Genomic DNA, 15,127 nt, shown 5'->3' on the forward strand with positions numbered 1-15,127 from the left:
TGCTCGCACTTGCAGGCGAATGAAACCCGGGAATAAAAAAGGACGCCACCAGGGCGTCCCGAATATCGATCCTGCCTCCCCCGCTCAGGAGGGGCGTTTCATCTGGCAACTGGTGGGGGTGCTGGCCACATAGGGCTCGAAGTACTTCACGGGCGCAAAGGTATAACCCGTGTTCTCCGAGTCCATGGGGTATTTGCCGCCGGCCTTCTCCCATCGCGCGATGTACAGGCCCTGCTGCAGCTGGTGATCGGTCTTGCGCATCTCGACCTCGCCGTTGTAGTTCTGGAACTTCATGCCCTCCATGGTCGAGGCGACCTTGACCGGGTCGGTGGTCTTGGCTTTTGCAAAAGCCTGGTCGAGCATGTTCAGCCCCGTGTACACGGTACCGGTGTACATATCCTCGTTGACCTTGGCCTTGAAGCCCTTGACGATCTTGTCCATGGCGCCGGGCATGTTCAGGTGGCCGTAGCCCACCATATAGACCTTGCCTGCCGCCGCCGCCCCCATGGCCGTGGGCGCGCCCGTGGCAATGGCGTAATAGGTGTAGAACTTGACGTTGTTCAGGCCAGCATCATTGGCGGCCTTGATGAGCAGCGCCAGGTCCGAGCCCCAGTTGCCGGTGATCACCGTATCGGCGCCCGACTGCTTGATCTTGGCCACATAGGGTGCAAAGTCGCGCACCTGGGCCAGAGGAGAGAAGTCGTCACCCACGATTTCCACATCGGGGCGCTTGCGCTTGAGCATCTCCTTGGCAAACTTGGACACCTGCTGGCCATGCGAGTAGTTCTGGTTGATCAGATAGACCTTCTTGACCTCTGGCACGTCCTTCATATACGTGGTCAAGGCCTCCATCTTCATGGAGGTATCGGCATCGAGGCGGAAATGCCAGTAGCTGCACTTGCTGTTGGTCAGGTCCGGGTCCACCGCCGCATAGTTGAGGAACACGACCTCCTTGCCCTTGTTGCGCGCATTGTGCTTTTCCAGCGCATCCATGATGGCCAGCGCCGGGCCCGAGCCATTGCCCTGGAACACATAGCGCACGCCCTGATCCATGGCCGAGCGCAGCGCGGCCGTGGTCTCCTGCGGGCTGAGCTTGTTGTCGATGCCGATGATTTCGAACTTCACCCCCGAAGCACTGCTCTTGTTGATTTCCTCGGCCACGTACTGCAGGCTTTTGAGCTGATTGGATCCCAGCGCTGCCATCAGGCCCGAGAGCGGGTCAATCCAGGCGACCTTGACGGTCTCACCCTTCTGCGCCATCGCACTCCCCGCGCACGCCAGGATCACCGATGCTGTCAAAGCCTTGATTGCAAACTTCATAGAGCGTCTCCGTTGGTGGTTATGAGCGACGCCCAGACTAAAGGGCAAGCCAGCGCCTGCGGCTTGGGGGTTGCCCTAGCGCATATCACTTTGGCGACTGCAGGGTTTACCTCAAGCCAAAGCGCCCAAAACAATAGCTGCTGGCGCCCGCCTATAAAAATGCAGAGACTTATCTGATTCAGCGGCCTAGAGCGGCAACTGGCTTTCCGTCAGCGGCAGGCCGCTGGAGCTGGTCAGCACCTGCGGTTCCGGCAGTTCCCTGTCCTCCAGATGCGGTCCTATATCGCGCATCAACTCGTCGAAACTCAGCCTGCCGGCCTTGACCCTGGCCAGCAGTTCGACCACTCCGGGCAATTGATCAAAGCGTGCTCCTGCAATCAGCGCCAGACACAGATAGTTGAGCAGGTCGCGCGTACCAGCAAGCCCATGGCGGCGCGCAAACTCCAGTTGCTGACGCGCAAACCAATGCATTGCCAGCGGCGGCAATCTGTCGCGCAGATGGACCTGGTTCAGATTCAGGTAATAGATCAGCAAATCGGGCACATTGCCCTTTACCAACGCATCGACCTGAGCGGTGCTGAATTGAAGCGGCAGGGGCGCCGCAGGCCCGGCAAAATCAGCCACCGCATATTCATGCAACCGGCCCGATCGACTCCAGCACCACCAGCGTGCAACCGGACCCAGCAAGGCCAGGCACTGGGCAGGGCGCAGCACGGGTTCGATGGCGGTTTGCATGTCCGGATCGCTTTGCCCAAGCAAGGCCGCCAGCACGGCGGGGTCCCATAAGGCAAGATAGCTGCCGTCGCCGCCAGGCAGTCTTGGATCCATGGCCAGGCGCAGATGGGCCAGCAGCACCGGCATCTCGCACTCGCTCGCCAGCAAGCTGGCGCAAGGGCAGGCCTGCACCACATCGAGCACGGCGTCGAGAAAATTCTGCTGCGGCATTTTCAAGGCCTGAGCAGTGCTGCCAAGGTGTACCAACCAGGGGCTGAGCTTGCCCTCCTTGCTCGCGCGTGTGAACGCAAACAAGGCCTCGGCACCGCTTTGCGGCACCTGCACCAACAAGTCACTGTTCTGCGCCGCATCCAGCAACAGATACAGCTGCAAGGGCTTGCCTGTTGGCTTACCAGTCGAGACGAGCTGCGACCAGCGCAGAGGCCAGCTCTTGCGTGCAGGTCTTGTTTGCGGCCAGAGCGGCCCGGCGCTCATGGCAACTCCTTGTTCACAAAGGCTGAGCGCTGCTGCGCCCGACGTGCCAGGCACTCCAGACACACATTGCGCGGTGCAGCCTGGGCGACAGCCTCTGGCCCACAGGCTGCTGCAGGAAGACTCCATGTACCCAGTCCGCCTAGCAAGGCGGCTCCGAGAAGCTGGCGTCGCGGCAAGTCGTGGGCACGACCACCATCCGATATCAAGAGTGACGAGCAGTCGCAAAAACCGGGAGCTGAAGGCATGGATGTCAAGCAATGGCGCCAGAAAAGGCACAGGCAAAAAAGCCATCATCTCACGATGATGGCTTTGCTCCGGCCTGGCCGGGGGACGTTCAGACCGCCGTGGGCAGTTGGTAGTCCTTGAGTTCCTCGCGCAGACGGGTCTTGAGCATCTTGCCTGTGGCACCGATCGGAATAGCGTCCACAAACACCACATCATCGGGAATCTGCCACTTGGCCGTCTTGCCCTCGTAGAACTTCAGCAACTCCTCGCGCGTGATTTCCGCACCGGGCTTCTTGACCACGGCCACGATGGGGCGCTCGTCCCACTTGGGATGCGGCATGCCTATGCAGGCAGCCATGGCCACGGCCGGGTTGGCCATGGCGATGTTTTCAATATCGATGGAGCTGATCCATTCGCCGCCGGACTTGATCACATCCTTGCTGCGGTCGGTGATCTGCATATAGCCGTCGGGATCTATCGTCGCCACATCCCCCGTCGGGAACCAACCGTGGCCGTCGGCCCCGCGCACCAGGGGGTTGCCGCTGCCTTTGTAATAGCTGTCGATGATCCAGGGGCCGCGCACCAGCAGGTCGCCATAGCTCTTGCCATCCCAGGGCTGCTCGTCGCCGGCGTCGTTGACGATCTTCATCTCCACACCATAGATCGCGCGCCCCTGCTTCTGCCGGATCTTCATCTGCTCTTCCTTGGGCAGTTCCAGATGCTTGTTCTTGAGCGTGCACAGCGTGCCCAGCGGGCTCATCTCCGTCATGCCCCATGCGTGCAGCACCTCCACGCCGTAGTCGTCCTGGAAGGCGGTGATCATGGCTGGCGGGCAGGCGGAACCGCCGATCACCGTGCGATTGAGCTTGGAAAAACGCAGGCCGCCTGGCTTCATATAGCCAAGCAGCATCTGCCAGACGGTGGGCACGCCAGCAGCAAAGGTCACGCCCTCCGACTCGATCAGCTCGTAGACCGACTTCCCATCGAGCGCCGGGCCCGGAAAGACCATCTTGCAGCCCGTGAGCGCCGCCGAATATGGCAGGCCCCAGGCATTGACGTGGAACATGGGGACCACAGGCAGCACCGAATCACGGGCCGACAGGCACATCACATCGGGCAGCGCTGCGGCATAAGCGTGCAGCGTGCTGGAGCGGTGGCTGTAGAGCACGGCCTTGGGGTTGCCCGTGGTGCCGCTGGTGTAGCACATGCTGGATGCGGTGTTCTCGTCGAACTGCGGCCAGCGGTATTGATCGGACTGGCCCGCAATCCAGCTCTCGTAGCTGACGAGGCCTGGAATGCCGCTGTCTGCCGGCAGCCGGTCTGTATCGCAGAGCACCACCCATTGCTGTACCTGCGGGCATTTGGCATGCACGGCCTGGATGATGGGCAAAAAGGTCAGGTCAAAGCACAGCACCTTGTCTTCGGCGTGATTGACGATCCATGCGACCTGCTCGGGATGCAAGCGCGGGTTGATGGTGTGCAGCACCCGGCCCGAGCCGCTGACACCAAAATACATCTCCATGTGGCGATAGCCATTCCAGGCCAGGCTGGCCACGCGCTCGCCCTGCACCAGGCCCATGGCATCGAGCTTGTTGGCAAGCTGACGCGAGCGCGCCGCCAGATCCTTGTAGGTATAGCGGTGGATATCGCCTTCCACACGGCGGGAGACTATCTCTCCATCGGCATGGTTGCGCGCGGCAAACTCGATCAGGGAAGAAATCAACAGCGGCTGGCTTTGCATCAGACCCAACATTGGCAGTCTCCTGGATATCGTTGTGATGATCGGGAAGCATCCTAGCGCGGGCTTCCAGGCCGTCATCTGAGGACTGTCACCAATGCGTAACCTTGGCGACCTTTGTCTGCATCCTCCCTCTGAACGATGTGCGCGCACTCAGGGAAAAACCTAGGCTGCTCTCCAACGGAAACCGGCTCAACAACCCTGCAAACCCTGTCCTTGATGCTGCTGAAGCACAATGATTGCATGAGCGAATCCCCTGCCCCGCAATGGCGCAAGCCCGGCCGCTTCGAAGCTCTGGGCCCGGCTTTTTTCACCTATCTCCAACCCACGCCCGTGCCAGAGCCGCACTGGATTGCAGCCAGCGTCAGCACGGCCCGCTGGATGGGTTTGAACACCAAATGGCTGCACAGCGCCGAAGCGCTGCAAATCCTCAGCGGCAATGCCGTCTCCGGCCATGGCAACGGCGGCAGCAAGCCGCTGGCCACTGTGTATAGCGGTCACCAGTTCGGCGTCTGGGCCGGCCAGCTTGGCGACGGCCGTGCCATCCTGTTGGGCGAGACTGAGCAGGGCTTGGAAGTCCAGCTCAAGGGCGCTGGCCGCACCCCCTATTCACGCATGGGCGACGGCCGGGCCGTGCTGCGCTCGTCGATTCGCGAATTTCTCTGCAGCGAAGCCATGGCAGCCCTGGGCATTCCCACCACGCGAGCGCTGGCGCTGACGGGCTCGCCCCTGCCCGTGGCGCGCGAGACCATGGAAACTGCCGCCGTCGTGACCCGTGTGGCCGAGAGCTTCATCCGCTTCGGCCATTTCGAGCATTTCGCCGCGCGCGACATGCAGACCGAACTTAAAGCCCTGGCCGATCTGGTCATAGACCAGCATTACCCGGAATGCCGCACGGCCGTTGCACTGAACGGCAATCCCTACGCCAATTTTCTGCAGGCCGTAAGCGAGCGCACTGCCCGACTGATGGCCCAGTGGCAAGGCGTGGGCTTTTGCCATGGTGTGATGAATACCGACAATATGAGCATTCTGGGCCTGACCATCGACTACGGCCCCTTCCAGTTTCTCGACGCCTTCGACCCAGGCCATATCTGCAACCACAGCGACAACCAGGGCCGCTATGCCTTTAACCGCCAGCCCCAGGTGGCCTACTGGAATCTGTATTGCCTGGGCCAGGCCCTGCTGCCGCTGATTGGCGACGAAGAGCTGACGATCTCCGCTCTGGAGTCGTACAAGACCGTCTTTCCCGCCGCCTATGCGCGCCAGATGCTGTCCAAACTGGGCCTGCCCGAAAACGAGGCCGGCACGTCGGCCACCGAAGGCCGCTTTGCACTACTGGTCAACCCGCTGCTGCAGATCCTGGCCGACAACAAGGTGGACTACACCATCTTTTTCAGCCGCCTGACCGATGCTGTTGCACAAAGGCAGGAAACGAAAATCGACTTTGAGCCACTGCGTGACATCATTCTGGATCGCGCCAGCTTTGATGCCTGGTCACTCACTTATTCAGAGCAGCTAGCGCAAGTGGACAAAGCACAGACCGTCGATTTGATGCAAAAATCCAATCCGCGCTTTGTGCTGCGCAACCATCTGGGCGAGACCGTGATTCGTGCCGCCCAGGCCGGTGACTTCGCCCCGGTGCAGCAGATGCTGGCCGTGTTGCAGACGCCTTATGACTCGCACCCGGACCACGCCGACTGGGCCGGCTTCCCGCCCGACTGGGCTTCCTCGATTGAAATCAGCTGTTCATCATGAGCTTTCCTGTCCAGAAATCCGACCAAGAATGGCAAGCCCTGTTGCAGGACAAAGGCGCCGAAGCTGCGGCCTTCCAGGTCACACGCCACGCAGCCACCGAGCGACCTTTCACCGGCAAATACGAACAGTTCTGGGCCGATGGCAGCTACCACTGCATCTGCTGCGGCAACAAACTGTTCGACTCCCATACCAAGTTTGACGCCGGCTGCGGCTGGCCCAGCTTTGACCAGGCCCTGCCCGGCGCCATCACCAATATCGTGGACCGCAGCCACGGCATGGTGCGCACCGAGACGGTGTGCAGCAACTGCGGGGCCCATCTGGGCCATGTCTTTCCCGACGGTCCCACCGACACCGGCCTGCGCTACTGCATGAACTCGGCCTCGCTGGATTTCCAGAACGAGCCCCCAAAATAAGAGCTGGCAAGGCTTGAGCAGCAAGGGCCGCGCGGCTTCGGGCCGGGCTCACTGCGCCGGCCTTGCGCATCAGCTTTGATAGCTGATTCCGTCCGGCGTACAAGGCTTTGCCCACGGTAAGGCCCGCGCTTTGGTGCATGATGCGACTTTGCTCGCAGCACCGGGAACCTTGTCGGTGCTACGCAGTCTGAATTTCAGAACGACTACCATTTCGCGCATGAAGCTGCTGATTGATTTCTTCCCCATCATCCTGTTTTTCGTGGCCTTCAAGGTCTGGGGCATCTACACCGCCACGGCCGTGGCCATTGTCGCCACCGTGGCGCAGATCGCCTATCTGCGCTTCAAGACCGGCAAGATCGAGCCCATGCAGTGGATGAGCCTCGGCGTCATCGTACTGTTTGGCGGCGCCACTTTGCTGGCCCATGACGACAACTTCATCAAATGGAAGCCCACGGTGCTTTACTGGCTCATGGGCGGCGCGCTGCTGATCGGTCAGCTGGTGTTCAAAAAGAACCTGCTGCGCTCCGTCATGGGCGCGCAGCTGCAACTGCCCGACGCCATCTGGCTCAAGCTCAACTGGGCCTGGACTGCTTTCTTCGCTGCCATGGGCGGACTCAACATCTGGGTAGCCTATAACTTCGACACCGATACCTGGGTCAACTTCAAGCTGTTTGGCGGCATGGGACTGATGGTGGTGTTTGTGATTGCACAAGCCATCTACATGAGCCGCTACCTGCCCCAGGACGGCGTGCCCAACGCAGCCGAAGCCAAGGACAAGCAGCCATGAGCGTGACCATCAGTGCCCAGGCCATGGACGCCGCCCTGCGCCAGCGTCTGGCCCCGACCCGACTCGAAGTCATCGACGAGAGCTATCAGCATGCCGGTCATGCCGGCGCCAACGACAGCGGTGTGGGCACGCATTTTCGCGTGCGCATCGCCGGCCCTGCCTTTGATGGAAAAACCCGCGTGGCACGCCACCGCCTTGTGTATGATGCACTGCAAGACTTCATTGACCAGGGTGTTCATGCCATCGCCATTGAAGTACTTTGAGAACGCACTGTTCTGACCACAGGCTCCTTGACGGGAGCCTGTTGCGTATGGACTGAACTTCACTCACTTTTCTCAATCACAACTCGAATGAGCATGAAACAAAAGCAACTGGCCCGCATCGTGGCCGCCGCTGTTCTGGGCGCAGCCGCCCTGTCCGCCTCGGCCCAGAATGTGGCCATCGTCAATGGCAAGGCCGTTCCCATGGCCCGCGTCAATGCCTTGAAGACCCAGATCGAAGCCAGCGGCCAGCCCGTTGTGCCCGAGATGGAAAAGATGATCAAGGATGAAGTCATCGCGCGTGAAATCTTCATGCAGGAAGCCAACCGCCGCGGCCTGGCCGGCTCCGAAGCCTACAAGCAGCAGATGGAAATGGCACGCCAGACCGTGCTGATCCGCGCGCTGTTTGACGACTTCCGCAAGAAGAACCCCGTGACCGATGCCGAAGCCAAGGCCGAGTACGACAAATTCGTCGCTGCCAATGGCGGCAAGGAATACAAGGCCAGCCACATCCTGGTGGAGTCCGAAGACCGCGCCAAGGCCATCATTGCCGAGGTGAAGGCCGGCAAGAAGTTTGAAGACATCGCCAAGAAGGAATCCAAGGATCCCGGATCGGGTGCCCGTGGCGGTGATCTGGACTGGGCCAACCCCAACAATTACGTACCCGAGTTCACCGAAGCCCTGATCAAGCTCAAGAAGGGCGAGATGACCGACGCGCCCGTCAAGAGCCAGTTCGGCTGGCACATCATCCGCATGGATGACGAGCGTCAGGCCGAAATGCCCAAGTTCGAAGATGTCAAACCCCAGATCACGCAGCAGTTGCAGCAGCAAAAAGAGCAGCAGTTCCAAGATCAGCTGCGCAAAAGCGCAAAAATCCAGTAACATGATCTAACGTCAGTACCTAAAAGTACTGGCCAGACCATCACCCAAGCCCGCGTCAAGCGGGCTTTTTTTGTCTCACCGCGGCGGATCCGCTATATATTTAGAAGCATCCTGCCCAGACTTGGCATCATCCGGCTGCGTTTCCCCATGCTTTCGCGGGCGGCAATCCAGCGGCTTGCCTGCGATGCCAGAGGCTTTGTCCGCCCCCTCTTTTGCAGCTTGCGTATTGCCATGCACCTCAGCCGTCAAGGGGCATAGCGGCAATTGCGCGCTTGACCTGGAGATCTGCGGCGCCATGGCCTCCGCCGTGGCAGCAGGTTCTGTGGTCTCATCGCTGCGGGATGGCGCTTTGGCAGCCGACTTTGCGGAGCGCGCCAGGCTGGCAGAGGCTGCAGCACCCGGGGCCGGAGCAGCCTCTGGCCGCAGCACAGGGGCTGATGCAGCTATAGATGCTTCCATATCCATAGCTTCTGGTGTTTTCCCTGCCTGGATTCGAGTCTTTTTTTCCGTGGATTTCTGCGCCAGCGCCGCCGCGCCCGGAGCCGATTCCACCATGGCAGCGCGATCCGCACCCTCAACTGCCGGAGCCGGCTGCGATTCAGCTGGCTGGGCCACTGCTTCGGCCCTGGAATCTCGCTCGCCCTCCTTGTCCAGCCCACTCCACCAGGCGGCGTGCTGCAGCATCAGCCAGCCCACCAGCCCGACAGCCGCCAGTCCGCCCAGCGCATGACGCAGCCAGAAGCGCTCATTGGCGGCAGGCTTGTCCATAGGCTCCGTGGGCTCCTGCCCCACAGCTGCCGCGCGCTGGCGTGCGCGCTTGAGGATGGCTGCGCTGCTTTGCGCACTGGGGCCACGATCCTCTGCCACGGCCTCGTGGTAGAGCTCGCGCAGCGCATCGGGCTTGTCGTCGCCAGACGGGTTTTCGGGGTGCATATTCATGCCAGTTCCTCCAGCGCGGCGCGCAGTTTGGCACGCGCATAGCGCAAGCGGCTTTTGGCCGTTTCCTCGGCAACGCCGGTGGCCTGGGCAATTTCGGCCAGCGTCAGATCAGCCTCGACCTGCAGCAGAAAGCACTCGCGCTGCTCGGCCGGGAGCCGGGCAAGCGCTGCCAGGATGGCCTGAGCCATGAGTTGACGATCGAGCTGCTGCTCGGGCTCAAAGCCCGAGGCCGCAAACAGGCTTTCGGCCAGCCGCATGGACTCTTGCGTGTCTGCCGACAGGCTGATGCCCGGCCGCTGCCTGCGCCAGTGATCGACCAGGCGGTTGTGCGCCATGGTGAACAGCCAGGTCGTGAACCTGCTGCGCACCTCATAGCGGCAGGCGCAGTCCACCACGGCAAGCCAGAGGTCTTGCGCCAGATCATCGGCCAGCGCAGCATCGCCCGTGTTGCGATAGAAATAGCGCCATATGCGCAGGCTGTGCCGGGCATAAAGCGTCTCGAACGCCGTGGCCTGCCCTGCGGCATAGCTGCGCATCAGGGCTTCATCGGCGAGTTGGGCTTGGGCAAGCGGCGGTGCAAGCATGCCCGCGATTATGCAAACTCCGCAGCCCACTTTGCTCAGTTGCGCGGCGGGTCCGGGACAAAACCATTGTCGCCAGGAAAGGGATTGGGCACGCGCGGCTGCGGCGGCCGTGGACGAGGCTCGCGAATCACGCCTCTGGCGACCAGATTGGCATAGCTGTCGTAGCGGATACGCACCATCTGCCGGGGCTGGTCTGTATCGGCCTCGAAGTCCACCTGGGTGACTTGCGAGCGCTCCACCGCGCCATGGCCCGTGCCTAGCGAGGGGGTCGGTGAGGCCTGTGGCGCACGGCGCTCGGCGCTGCGGCTCTTGCTGGCGGCCTGAGGCACGGCGACATCCGCCGCTGCAGATTCAGCCGACGAGGCACTGGCCTGCGCTTGCGGCTCATGGAGCGGCCCCTGGTAGGCAGCAGGCTCGGGCAGCTTTTCGCGGTACAGCGCGACCCCGATCACGCCCACATCCTGCGACCGGCCGGTTCTGGCGGCATAGGACATATCGCTTTCGGAAAAATAGAACGCGGCCACGTTGTCATTGCTCTTGCGCCAGCCCCGCACGTCATAGCTGTCGCCCGCATCCAGCACATAGCCGCCTTCGGCGCGAGAGCTCGCCGTGCGGCCATTGATGGCATTGACCCCGTCGACGCTGATGACGCCCATGATGCGGCGGCTCTCGAAGTTGCGGATGCGCACCGCATAGTTGGCACCGGGGCGGCCCACCACCCACAGCTCTCCCTCGTGACTGTACTGGGGCAGTACCCGGCCCGTGGCACGTTCGATGATGCTGACCTGGGCCAGCTTGTGGTTGCCGCGCGTCCAGGCCGAGGCCGGCGCGGCGGCCACCATCGCGACAGCGCAGAGCAGCGAAGCGCGCAGCAAACGGCCGCGCGACAGCAAGAAACCTGGAACCGGGGGTTCGATATGGACAGACAACATGGACAAGGCCTCCTCAAGGTACAGCCACAGCGGCGTGAAACAAACTTGTCGGAGGCTGAAACGCAGCAGCGGACGCAACGGGGTCAAGACAGGCACTCTGATTTGCAAGCATTTGCAACACAGCTTTGCGCTGCAGTTCTGCCCCCGCCGCTGCATGTCTGGCACAATCGCGCTCGCTGCAGCCCAAGGCAGGCAGCAATGCTGGGGGTGTCCTGACCATGACCGGTCAGGGCTGAGAGAGTCCCTTTGAACCTGATTGCGCAAGCGGTGTCTTGACCATCGCTTGCCCGAGATCATCCTCGCGCAGGGAAGCTGTCCAAGGTGTCAGACCGCGACTGGCCAGGTCTTTGCTGGCTCGCCGCGCAAACCATGCGGCCCCTGCTTCGTTTTTCTGGCGGAGCATTCATGAATTCATCTTCTTCCACATCGGCCAATCGGGCCCTGGCCCCGGTGACGGCTAAGGAGCGCGTCTTTGCCTGGCGCGACCATGCCTCGCTGTGGTTCAGTCTGGGCGTGGGCCTGCTGGTCATGCAGATGGGAGCCTATCTGCTGCCTGCGCTCAGCCCGCTACATGCGCTGATCGCGATAGCCATCGGCTCGCTGATCGGCGCCGGTCTGCTGGGCTGGGTGGGCAAGCTGGGCTGCGACAGCGGCCTGTCCAGTGCAGGGCTGATGCACAGCGTCTACGGCCGCCACTTCGCACGACTGCCTATCGTGCTCAACATCATCCAGCTGCTGGGCTGGGGCAGTTTCGAGCTGGTGGTGATGCGCGACGCCACCGTGGCGCTGGGCAAGCAAAGCGGCATCATGGGCGCTGCCTACTGGCCCTGGCTGGCCACTCTGCTCTGGGGTGGCGTGATCCTGCTGCTGATGAGCGGCTCCATGACCACCTTGGTGCGCCGCATCATCTCGCGCGTGGCCTTGCCGCTGGTGATTGCCTCGCTGCTGTGGCTGAGCTGGCAATTCCTCAAAATGGCCGGCGCCACCGGCCTCGGGACCTTGCTGGCCCGCGAAGGTGCAGGCGGCATGAGCATGCTCGGTGCCGTCGATCTGGTGATCGCCATGCCCATCAGCTGGCTGCCGCTGGTGGCCGACTATGCGCGCCACGGCAAAAGCGGCAAGTCCGCGCTGTCGGGTGCCTGGACCGGCTTTGCCCTGGCCAATATCTGGTGCTACTCCCTGGGCGTGCTGGTGGCCCTGACCCTGCCCAGCGAAGACCTGGTCACGGCCCTGCTGCTGGCCCAGGGCGGGCTGATTGCCCTGTCGCTGATTCTGATCGACGAGGTGGACAATGCCTATGGCGATGCCTACTCGGGCGCCATGTCGGCCCACAGCCTGCAACCTGGCTGGAGCATTCGCCGCTGGGGCCTGCTGATCGCGGCCCTGTGCACGGCACTGGCCATGGTGCTGCCCATGCACAGTCTGGAGCCGTTTTTGCTGCTGCTCAGCTCCTGCTTTGTGCCGCTGTTCGGCGTGATGCTGGGTCGCCTGGCCTTTGGCACCGATGCCGTGCAACTGATGCAAAAAGCGCCCGCCATGCGCTGGGATGCCGTGGCCATCTGGGTGCTGGGCATTGCCTTCTATCACCTGCTGCCCTATGTGAGCACGGCCCTGGGCTCGGCCCTGCCCACGCTGGCGCTGACTTTTGTGGTGGCTCTCGCCACACGCCAGCTGCAGCCTCGCTCCGTTGCCGCCTGACTGAAACTCAAAGGCAATAGCATCACACGCGCGATAGAAAGGCTCTGCAGCCATCTCCTCTGTTCTTACTTGGCGCCCGCCGCCTGCAGCATATGAACCACAGCCTTCTGCCCGCGCTGGCGTGCATGGGCCAGGGCCGTCACCCCATCCTTGTCAGGCAGATTCAGATCCGCCTTCGCGTCGATCAAGGCCCGGATGATGGCCTGATGGCGCGGCCCGCCGTCGCTGAGCACCACGGCTTCCATCAGGCAGGTCCAGCCCAGCCGGTTGACATGGTTCACATTCACGCCGGCGGCGATCAGCGCCTGGGCCGTTTCCAGATGGCCGCGCTCGCAAGCCGGAATCAGGGCCGTGCCGCCATAGCGGTTGGTGCTCTTGAGATCGGCGCCATAGGAAATCGTCATACGCACAATCTCCAGCCGGCCCTGCGCACCGGCCAGCAGATAGGCGCTGTCCTGCATCTGGTTCTGGATATTGGGGCTGGCACCGTGCATCAGCAGCGATCGCGCCACCTCGATATGGTTGGCCGCCGTGGCCAGCAGCAATGGGGTATTGCCCCGGGCGTCCTGCACGTCGACAGGCGCGTTGCCAGCCAGCAGATTGCGCACCGCCACGGCATCGCCCTGCGCGGCAGCGGCCAGCAATTGCTGGCCCAGCATCTGAGGATCCCCGGCTTTTGGCGCCGCAGCGGCGGCAGGTGTTGCAGCCGCTGCATTCGCCGATGCCCTACTCTGGCAGGCCGTGAGCAGGGTCGCGGCGGCCAGAGCCGTCAATGCAAGCGTCAATCGGGTGGTCAACGAGGCACGCCCATGGGCGCTGGTTGGCTGGTTCATGGCATTCCTTTATGGCTGTCGGGTGTTCAGCCCCTGTCAGCTTTCTACAGGAACTATAGCTAGCCACGCAAGTCCGATGGGGGTTACAGCCTGTTTTCAATCGATAAAAGGAGAATCTGCCCCGTGCCTTGCAACCGCTGGATCCGCACCGCCGCCACTTCAAGCCTGATCGCGCTGGGTGCGCTCACCGCCGGCCTGCTGCCGGCCCTCGCACAAGCCCAGGAATTTGTCAGTATCAAGGGCAAGACCGTGAATGTGCGCGAGCAGCCCAACACCCGCTCCGCAACCCTCTGGGAACTGAGCAAGGGCTATCCGCTGCAAGTCACCCAGCGCAAGGGGCAGTGGCTGCGCGTGAAGGACTACGAGTCCACGCTGGGCTGGGTCCACGCCCCGCTGACCAGCAAGAGCCCGCATATGGTGGTGACGGCGCGCACGGCCAATCTGCGCTCCGGCCCCGGCCAGAAGCACAAGCGCGTGGGCAAGCTGGAGCAGCATGAGGTGCTGCAGACTCTGAAAAAGCAAGGCAGCTGGGCCCAGGTGCAGCGCAGCAACGGCCAGAGCGGCTGGGTGGCCAAGAATCTGGTCTGGGGCTGGTAAGCCCTGCAACACGAACACCCAAAGCAAAGGCCTGCAGCAGCAGGCCTTTTTTGCGGGCGCCGGCAATCAGCCTTCGACGATCAGCTGCGTGCGCGGCGCATAGCCGTGATTGAGGGGGCCGTGACCCTGGCCGGTATAGACCTCGGCTCCCGCCTCGATGGCGCCCAGAATATAGCGGCGCGCCTCGGTCACTGCGGCCTCCAGCGCCAGCCCCTGAGCCAGGAAGGAGGCAATCGCCGACGACAGCGTGCAGCCCGTGCCATGGCCGTTATGGGTGACGATGCGCTGCGACTGCAGGCGCAGATAGTCGCCGACCTGCTGGCCTTGCCGGCCCAGAACATCCATGACCAGATCGCCGCTCAGATGCCCGCCCTTGAGCAATACGGCCGGCGCCCCCATGGCCAGCAGATCGGCCACGGCCGCATCCAACGCTCCAATGCCGTCGATGTTGCGACCCAGCAGCAAAGCTGCTTCATCCAGATTGGGGGTAATCACCGTCGCCAGCGGGAACAGCTCCTGGACCAGCGCCTGTGCCGTCTCGGGAACGATCAGGCGGTCACCACTGGTGGCCACCATCACGGGATCCAGCACCACGTTCCTGATACCGTGGCGACGGATAGCATCCGCCACCACGCTCACCACATCGGGGGTTGCCAGCATGCCGATCTTGACGGCATCGACGCCTATGTCCTGCACAACGGCATCGATCTGGCCGCGCACGGTATCGAGCGGAATGCCGTGAATACCCGTCACACCCAGCGTGTTCTGCACGGTGATGGCCGTGATCGCCGTCATGCCGTAGCAGCCCAGAGCCGCACAGGTCTTGAGGTCGGCCTGGATACCGGCGCCACCGCCGCTGTCCGAGCCAGCTATGGAGAGCACGCGTGCATAGCGCTTTTTTGCGGCGCCGGAGATGGAGGAAGAAGCAATCACTGTCATGGCAAAAATTATCGCC

15 protein-coding genes are annotated in these 15,127 nt (G+C 62.4%); 7 read left to right on the forward strand and 8 right to left on the reverse strand.

All coding sequences use genetic code 11. From position 1 onward, the window contains the following. Nucleotides 1–84 precede the first annotated feature (84 nt). From MPZ60_RS15820 to MPZ60_RS15830, 3 genes are all read right to left on the reverse strand, one after another. Nucleotides 85–1,320: a branched-chain amino acid ABC transporter substrate-binding protein gene (locus MPZ60_RS15820; protein WP_034358496.1), complete on the reverse strand. Its 1,236-nt coding sequence runs from the start codon at nucleotides 1,318–1,320 to the stop codon at nucleotides 85–87. Nucleotides 1,321–1,506: 186 nt separating this feature from the next. Next, the gene (locus MPZ60_RS15825; RefSeq protein ID WP_034358498.1) at nucleotides 1,507–2,529 is read right to left on the reverse strand and encodes a DUF4123 domain-containing protein; all 1,023 of its coding nucleotides are present in this window, start codon (nucleotides 2,527–2,529) and stop codon (nucleotides 1,507–1,509) included. 334 nt (nucleotides 2,530–2,863) lie between these two features. Continuing rightward, a complete protein-coding gene (locus MPZ60_RS15830; protein WP_034358501.1) occupies nucleotides 2,864–4,507 on the reverse strand; it encodes a 3-(methylthio)propionyl-CoA ligase in 1,644 nt (547 codons plus the stop codon). Nucleotides 4,508–4,711: 204 nt separating this feature from the next. On the opposite strand from MPZ60_RS15830, the gene MPZ60_RS15835 reads away from it, so the two are divergent. The 5 genes from MPZ60_RS15835 to MPZ60_RS15855 all read left to right on the forward strand — a co-directional run bounded on the left by MPZ60_RS15835 (nucleotide 4,712) and on the right by MPZ60_RS15855 (nucleotide 8,589). Further along, nucleotides 4,712–6,247 (forward strand): YdiU family protein, encoded by a 1,536-nt coding sequence (locus tag MPZ60_RS15835; protein ID WP_034358504.1) that lies wholly within the window; start codon nucleotides 4,712–4,714, stop codon nucleotides 6,245–6,247. Continuing rightward, a complete protein-coding gene (msrB, locus tag MPZ60_RS15840; protein ID WP_012838923.1) occupies nucleotides 6,244–6,660 on the forward strand; it encodes a peptide-methionine (R)-S-oxide reductase MsrB in 417 nt (138 codons plus the stop codon). The genes MPZ60_RS15835 and msrB overlap by 4 nt, the downstream gene beginning before the upstream one ends. 217 nt (nucleotides 6,661–6,877) lie before the next feature. Continuing rightward, nucleotides 6,878–7,447, forward strand: coding sequence for a septation protein A (locus MPZ60_RS15845; protein ID WP_034358508.1), 570 nt, complete (start codon nucleotides 6,878–6,880; stop codon nucleotides 7,445–7,447). Next, nucleotides 7,444–7,710: a BolA family transcriptional regulator gene (locus tag MPZ60_RS15850; protein WP_003061279.1), complete on the forward strand. Its 267-nt coding sequence runs from the start codon at nucleotides 7,444–7,446 to the stop codon at nucleotides 7,708–7,710. The genes MPZ60_RS15845 and MPZ60_RS15850 overlap by 4 nt, the downstream gene beginning before the upstream one ends. Nucleotides 7,711–7,803: 93 nt before the next feature. Further along, nucleotides 7,804–8,589 carry a peptidylprolyl isomerase gene (locus MPZ60_RS15855; RefSeq protein ID WP_034358635.1) on the forward strand — a complete coding sequence of 262 codons (786 nt, stop codon included), beginning with the start codon at nucleotides 7,804–7,806 and terminating at the stop codon, nucleotides 8,587–8,589. Between the two features lie 75 nt (nucleotides 8,590–8,664). Here MPZ60_RS15855 and MPZ60_RS15860 read toward each other — a convergent pair whose 3' ends face one another. Genes MPZ60_RS15860 through MPZ60_RS15870 form a run of 3 tightly spaced genes read right to left on the reverse strand, consistent with a single transcriptional unit; the run spans nucleotide 8,665 to nucleotide 11,044 of the window. Beyond that, a complete protein-coding gene (locus MPZ60_RS15860; protein WP_034358511.1) occupies nucleotides 8,665–9,528 on the reverse strand; it encodes a hypothetical protein in 864 nt (287 codons plus the stop codon). Then, nucleotides 9,525–10,112 (reverse strand): sigma-70 family RNA polymerase sigma factor, encoded by a 588-nt coding sequence (locus MPZ60_RS15865; protein ID WP_034358513.1) that lies wholly within the window; start codon nucleotides 10,110–10,112, stop codon nucleotides 9,525–9,527. The genes MPZ60_RS15860 and MPZ60_RS15865 overlap by 4 nt, the downstream gene beginning before the upstream one ends. 35 nt (nucleotides 10,113–10,147) lie before the next feature. Beyond that, the gene (locus MPZ60_RS15870; protein WP_034358515.1) at nucleotides 10,148–11,044 is read right to left on the reverse strand and encodes a hypothetical protein; all 897 of its coding nucleotides are present in this window, start codon (nucleotides 11,042–11,044) and stop codon (nucleotides 10,148–10,150) included. 405 nt (nucleotides 11,045–11,449) lie between these two features. On the opposite strand from MPZ60_RS15870, the gene MPZ60_RS15875 reads away from it, so the two are divergent. After that, nucleotides 11,450–12,742, forward strand: coding sequence for a cytosine permease (locus MPZ60_RS15875; RefSeq protein ID WP_034358517.1), 1,293 nt, complete (start codon nucleotides 11,450–11,452; stop codon nucleotides 12,740–12,742). A 65-nt stretch (nucleotides 12,743–12,807) separates the two neighbouring features. Here the strand turns inward: MPZ60_RS15875 and MPZ60_RS15880 are convergent, their stop codons facing one another. Beyond that, nucleotides 12,808–13,575, reverse strand: coding sequence for an ankyrin repeat domain-containing protein (locus MPZ60_RS15880; RefSeq protein ID WP_034358519.1), 768 nt, complete (start codon nucleotides 13,573–13,575; stop codon nucleotides 12,808–12,810). Nucleotides 13,576–13,698: 123 nt separating this feature from the next. Here MPZ60_RS15880 and MPZ60_RS15885 point away from each other — a divergent pair, with 123 nt between their 5' ends. After that, the gene (locus tag MPZ60_RS15885; RefSeq protein ID WP_034358521.1) at nucleotides 13,699–14,172 is read left to right on the forward strand and encodes an SH3 domain-containing protein; all 474 of its coding nucleotides are present in this window, start codon (nucleotides 13,699–13,701) and stop codon (nucleotides 14,170–14,172) included. A 66-nt stretch (nucleotides 14,173–14,238) separates the two neighbouring features. Here MPZ60_RS15885 and thiD read toward each other — a convergent pair whose 3' ends face one another. Continuing rightward, nucleotides 14,239–15,111, reverse strand: a complete 873-nt coding sequence (gene thiD / locus MPZ60_RS15890; RefSeq protein ID WP_034358523.1) for a bifunctional hydroxymethylpyrimidine kinase/phosphomethylpyrimidine kinase — start codon at nucleotides 15,109–15,111, stop codon at nucleotides 14,239–14,241. Nucleotides 15,112–15,127 lie beyond the last annotated feature (16 nt).

It is taken from the genome of Comamonas sp. 7D-2 (assembly GCF_022749555.1).
GTDB classification, from domain to species: Bacteria; Pseudomonadota; Gammaproteobacteria; order Burkholderiales; family Burkholderiaceae_C; genus Comamonas; species Comamonas thiooxydans.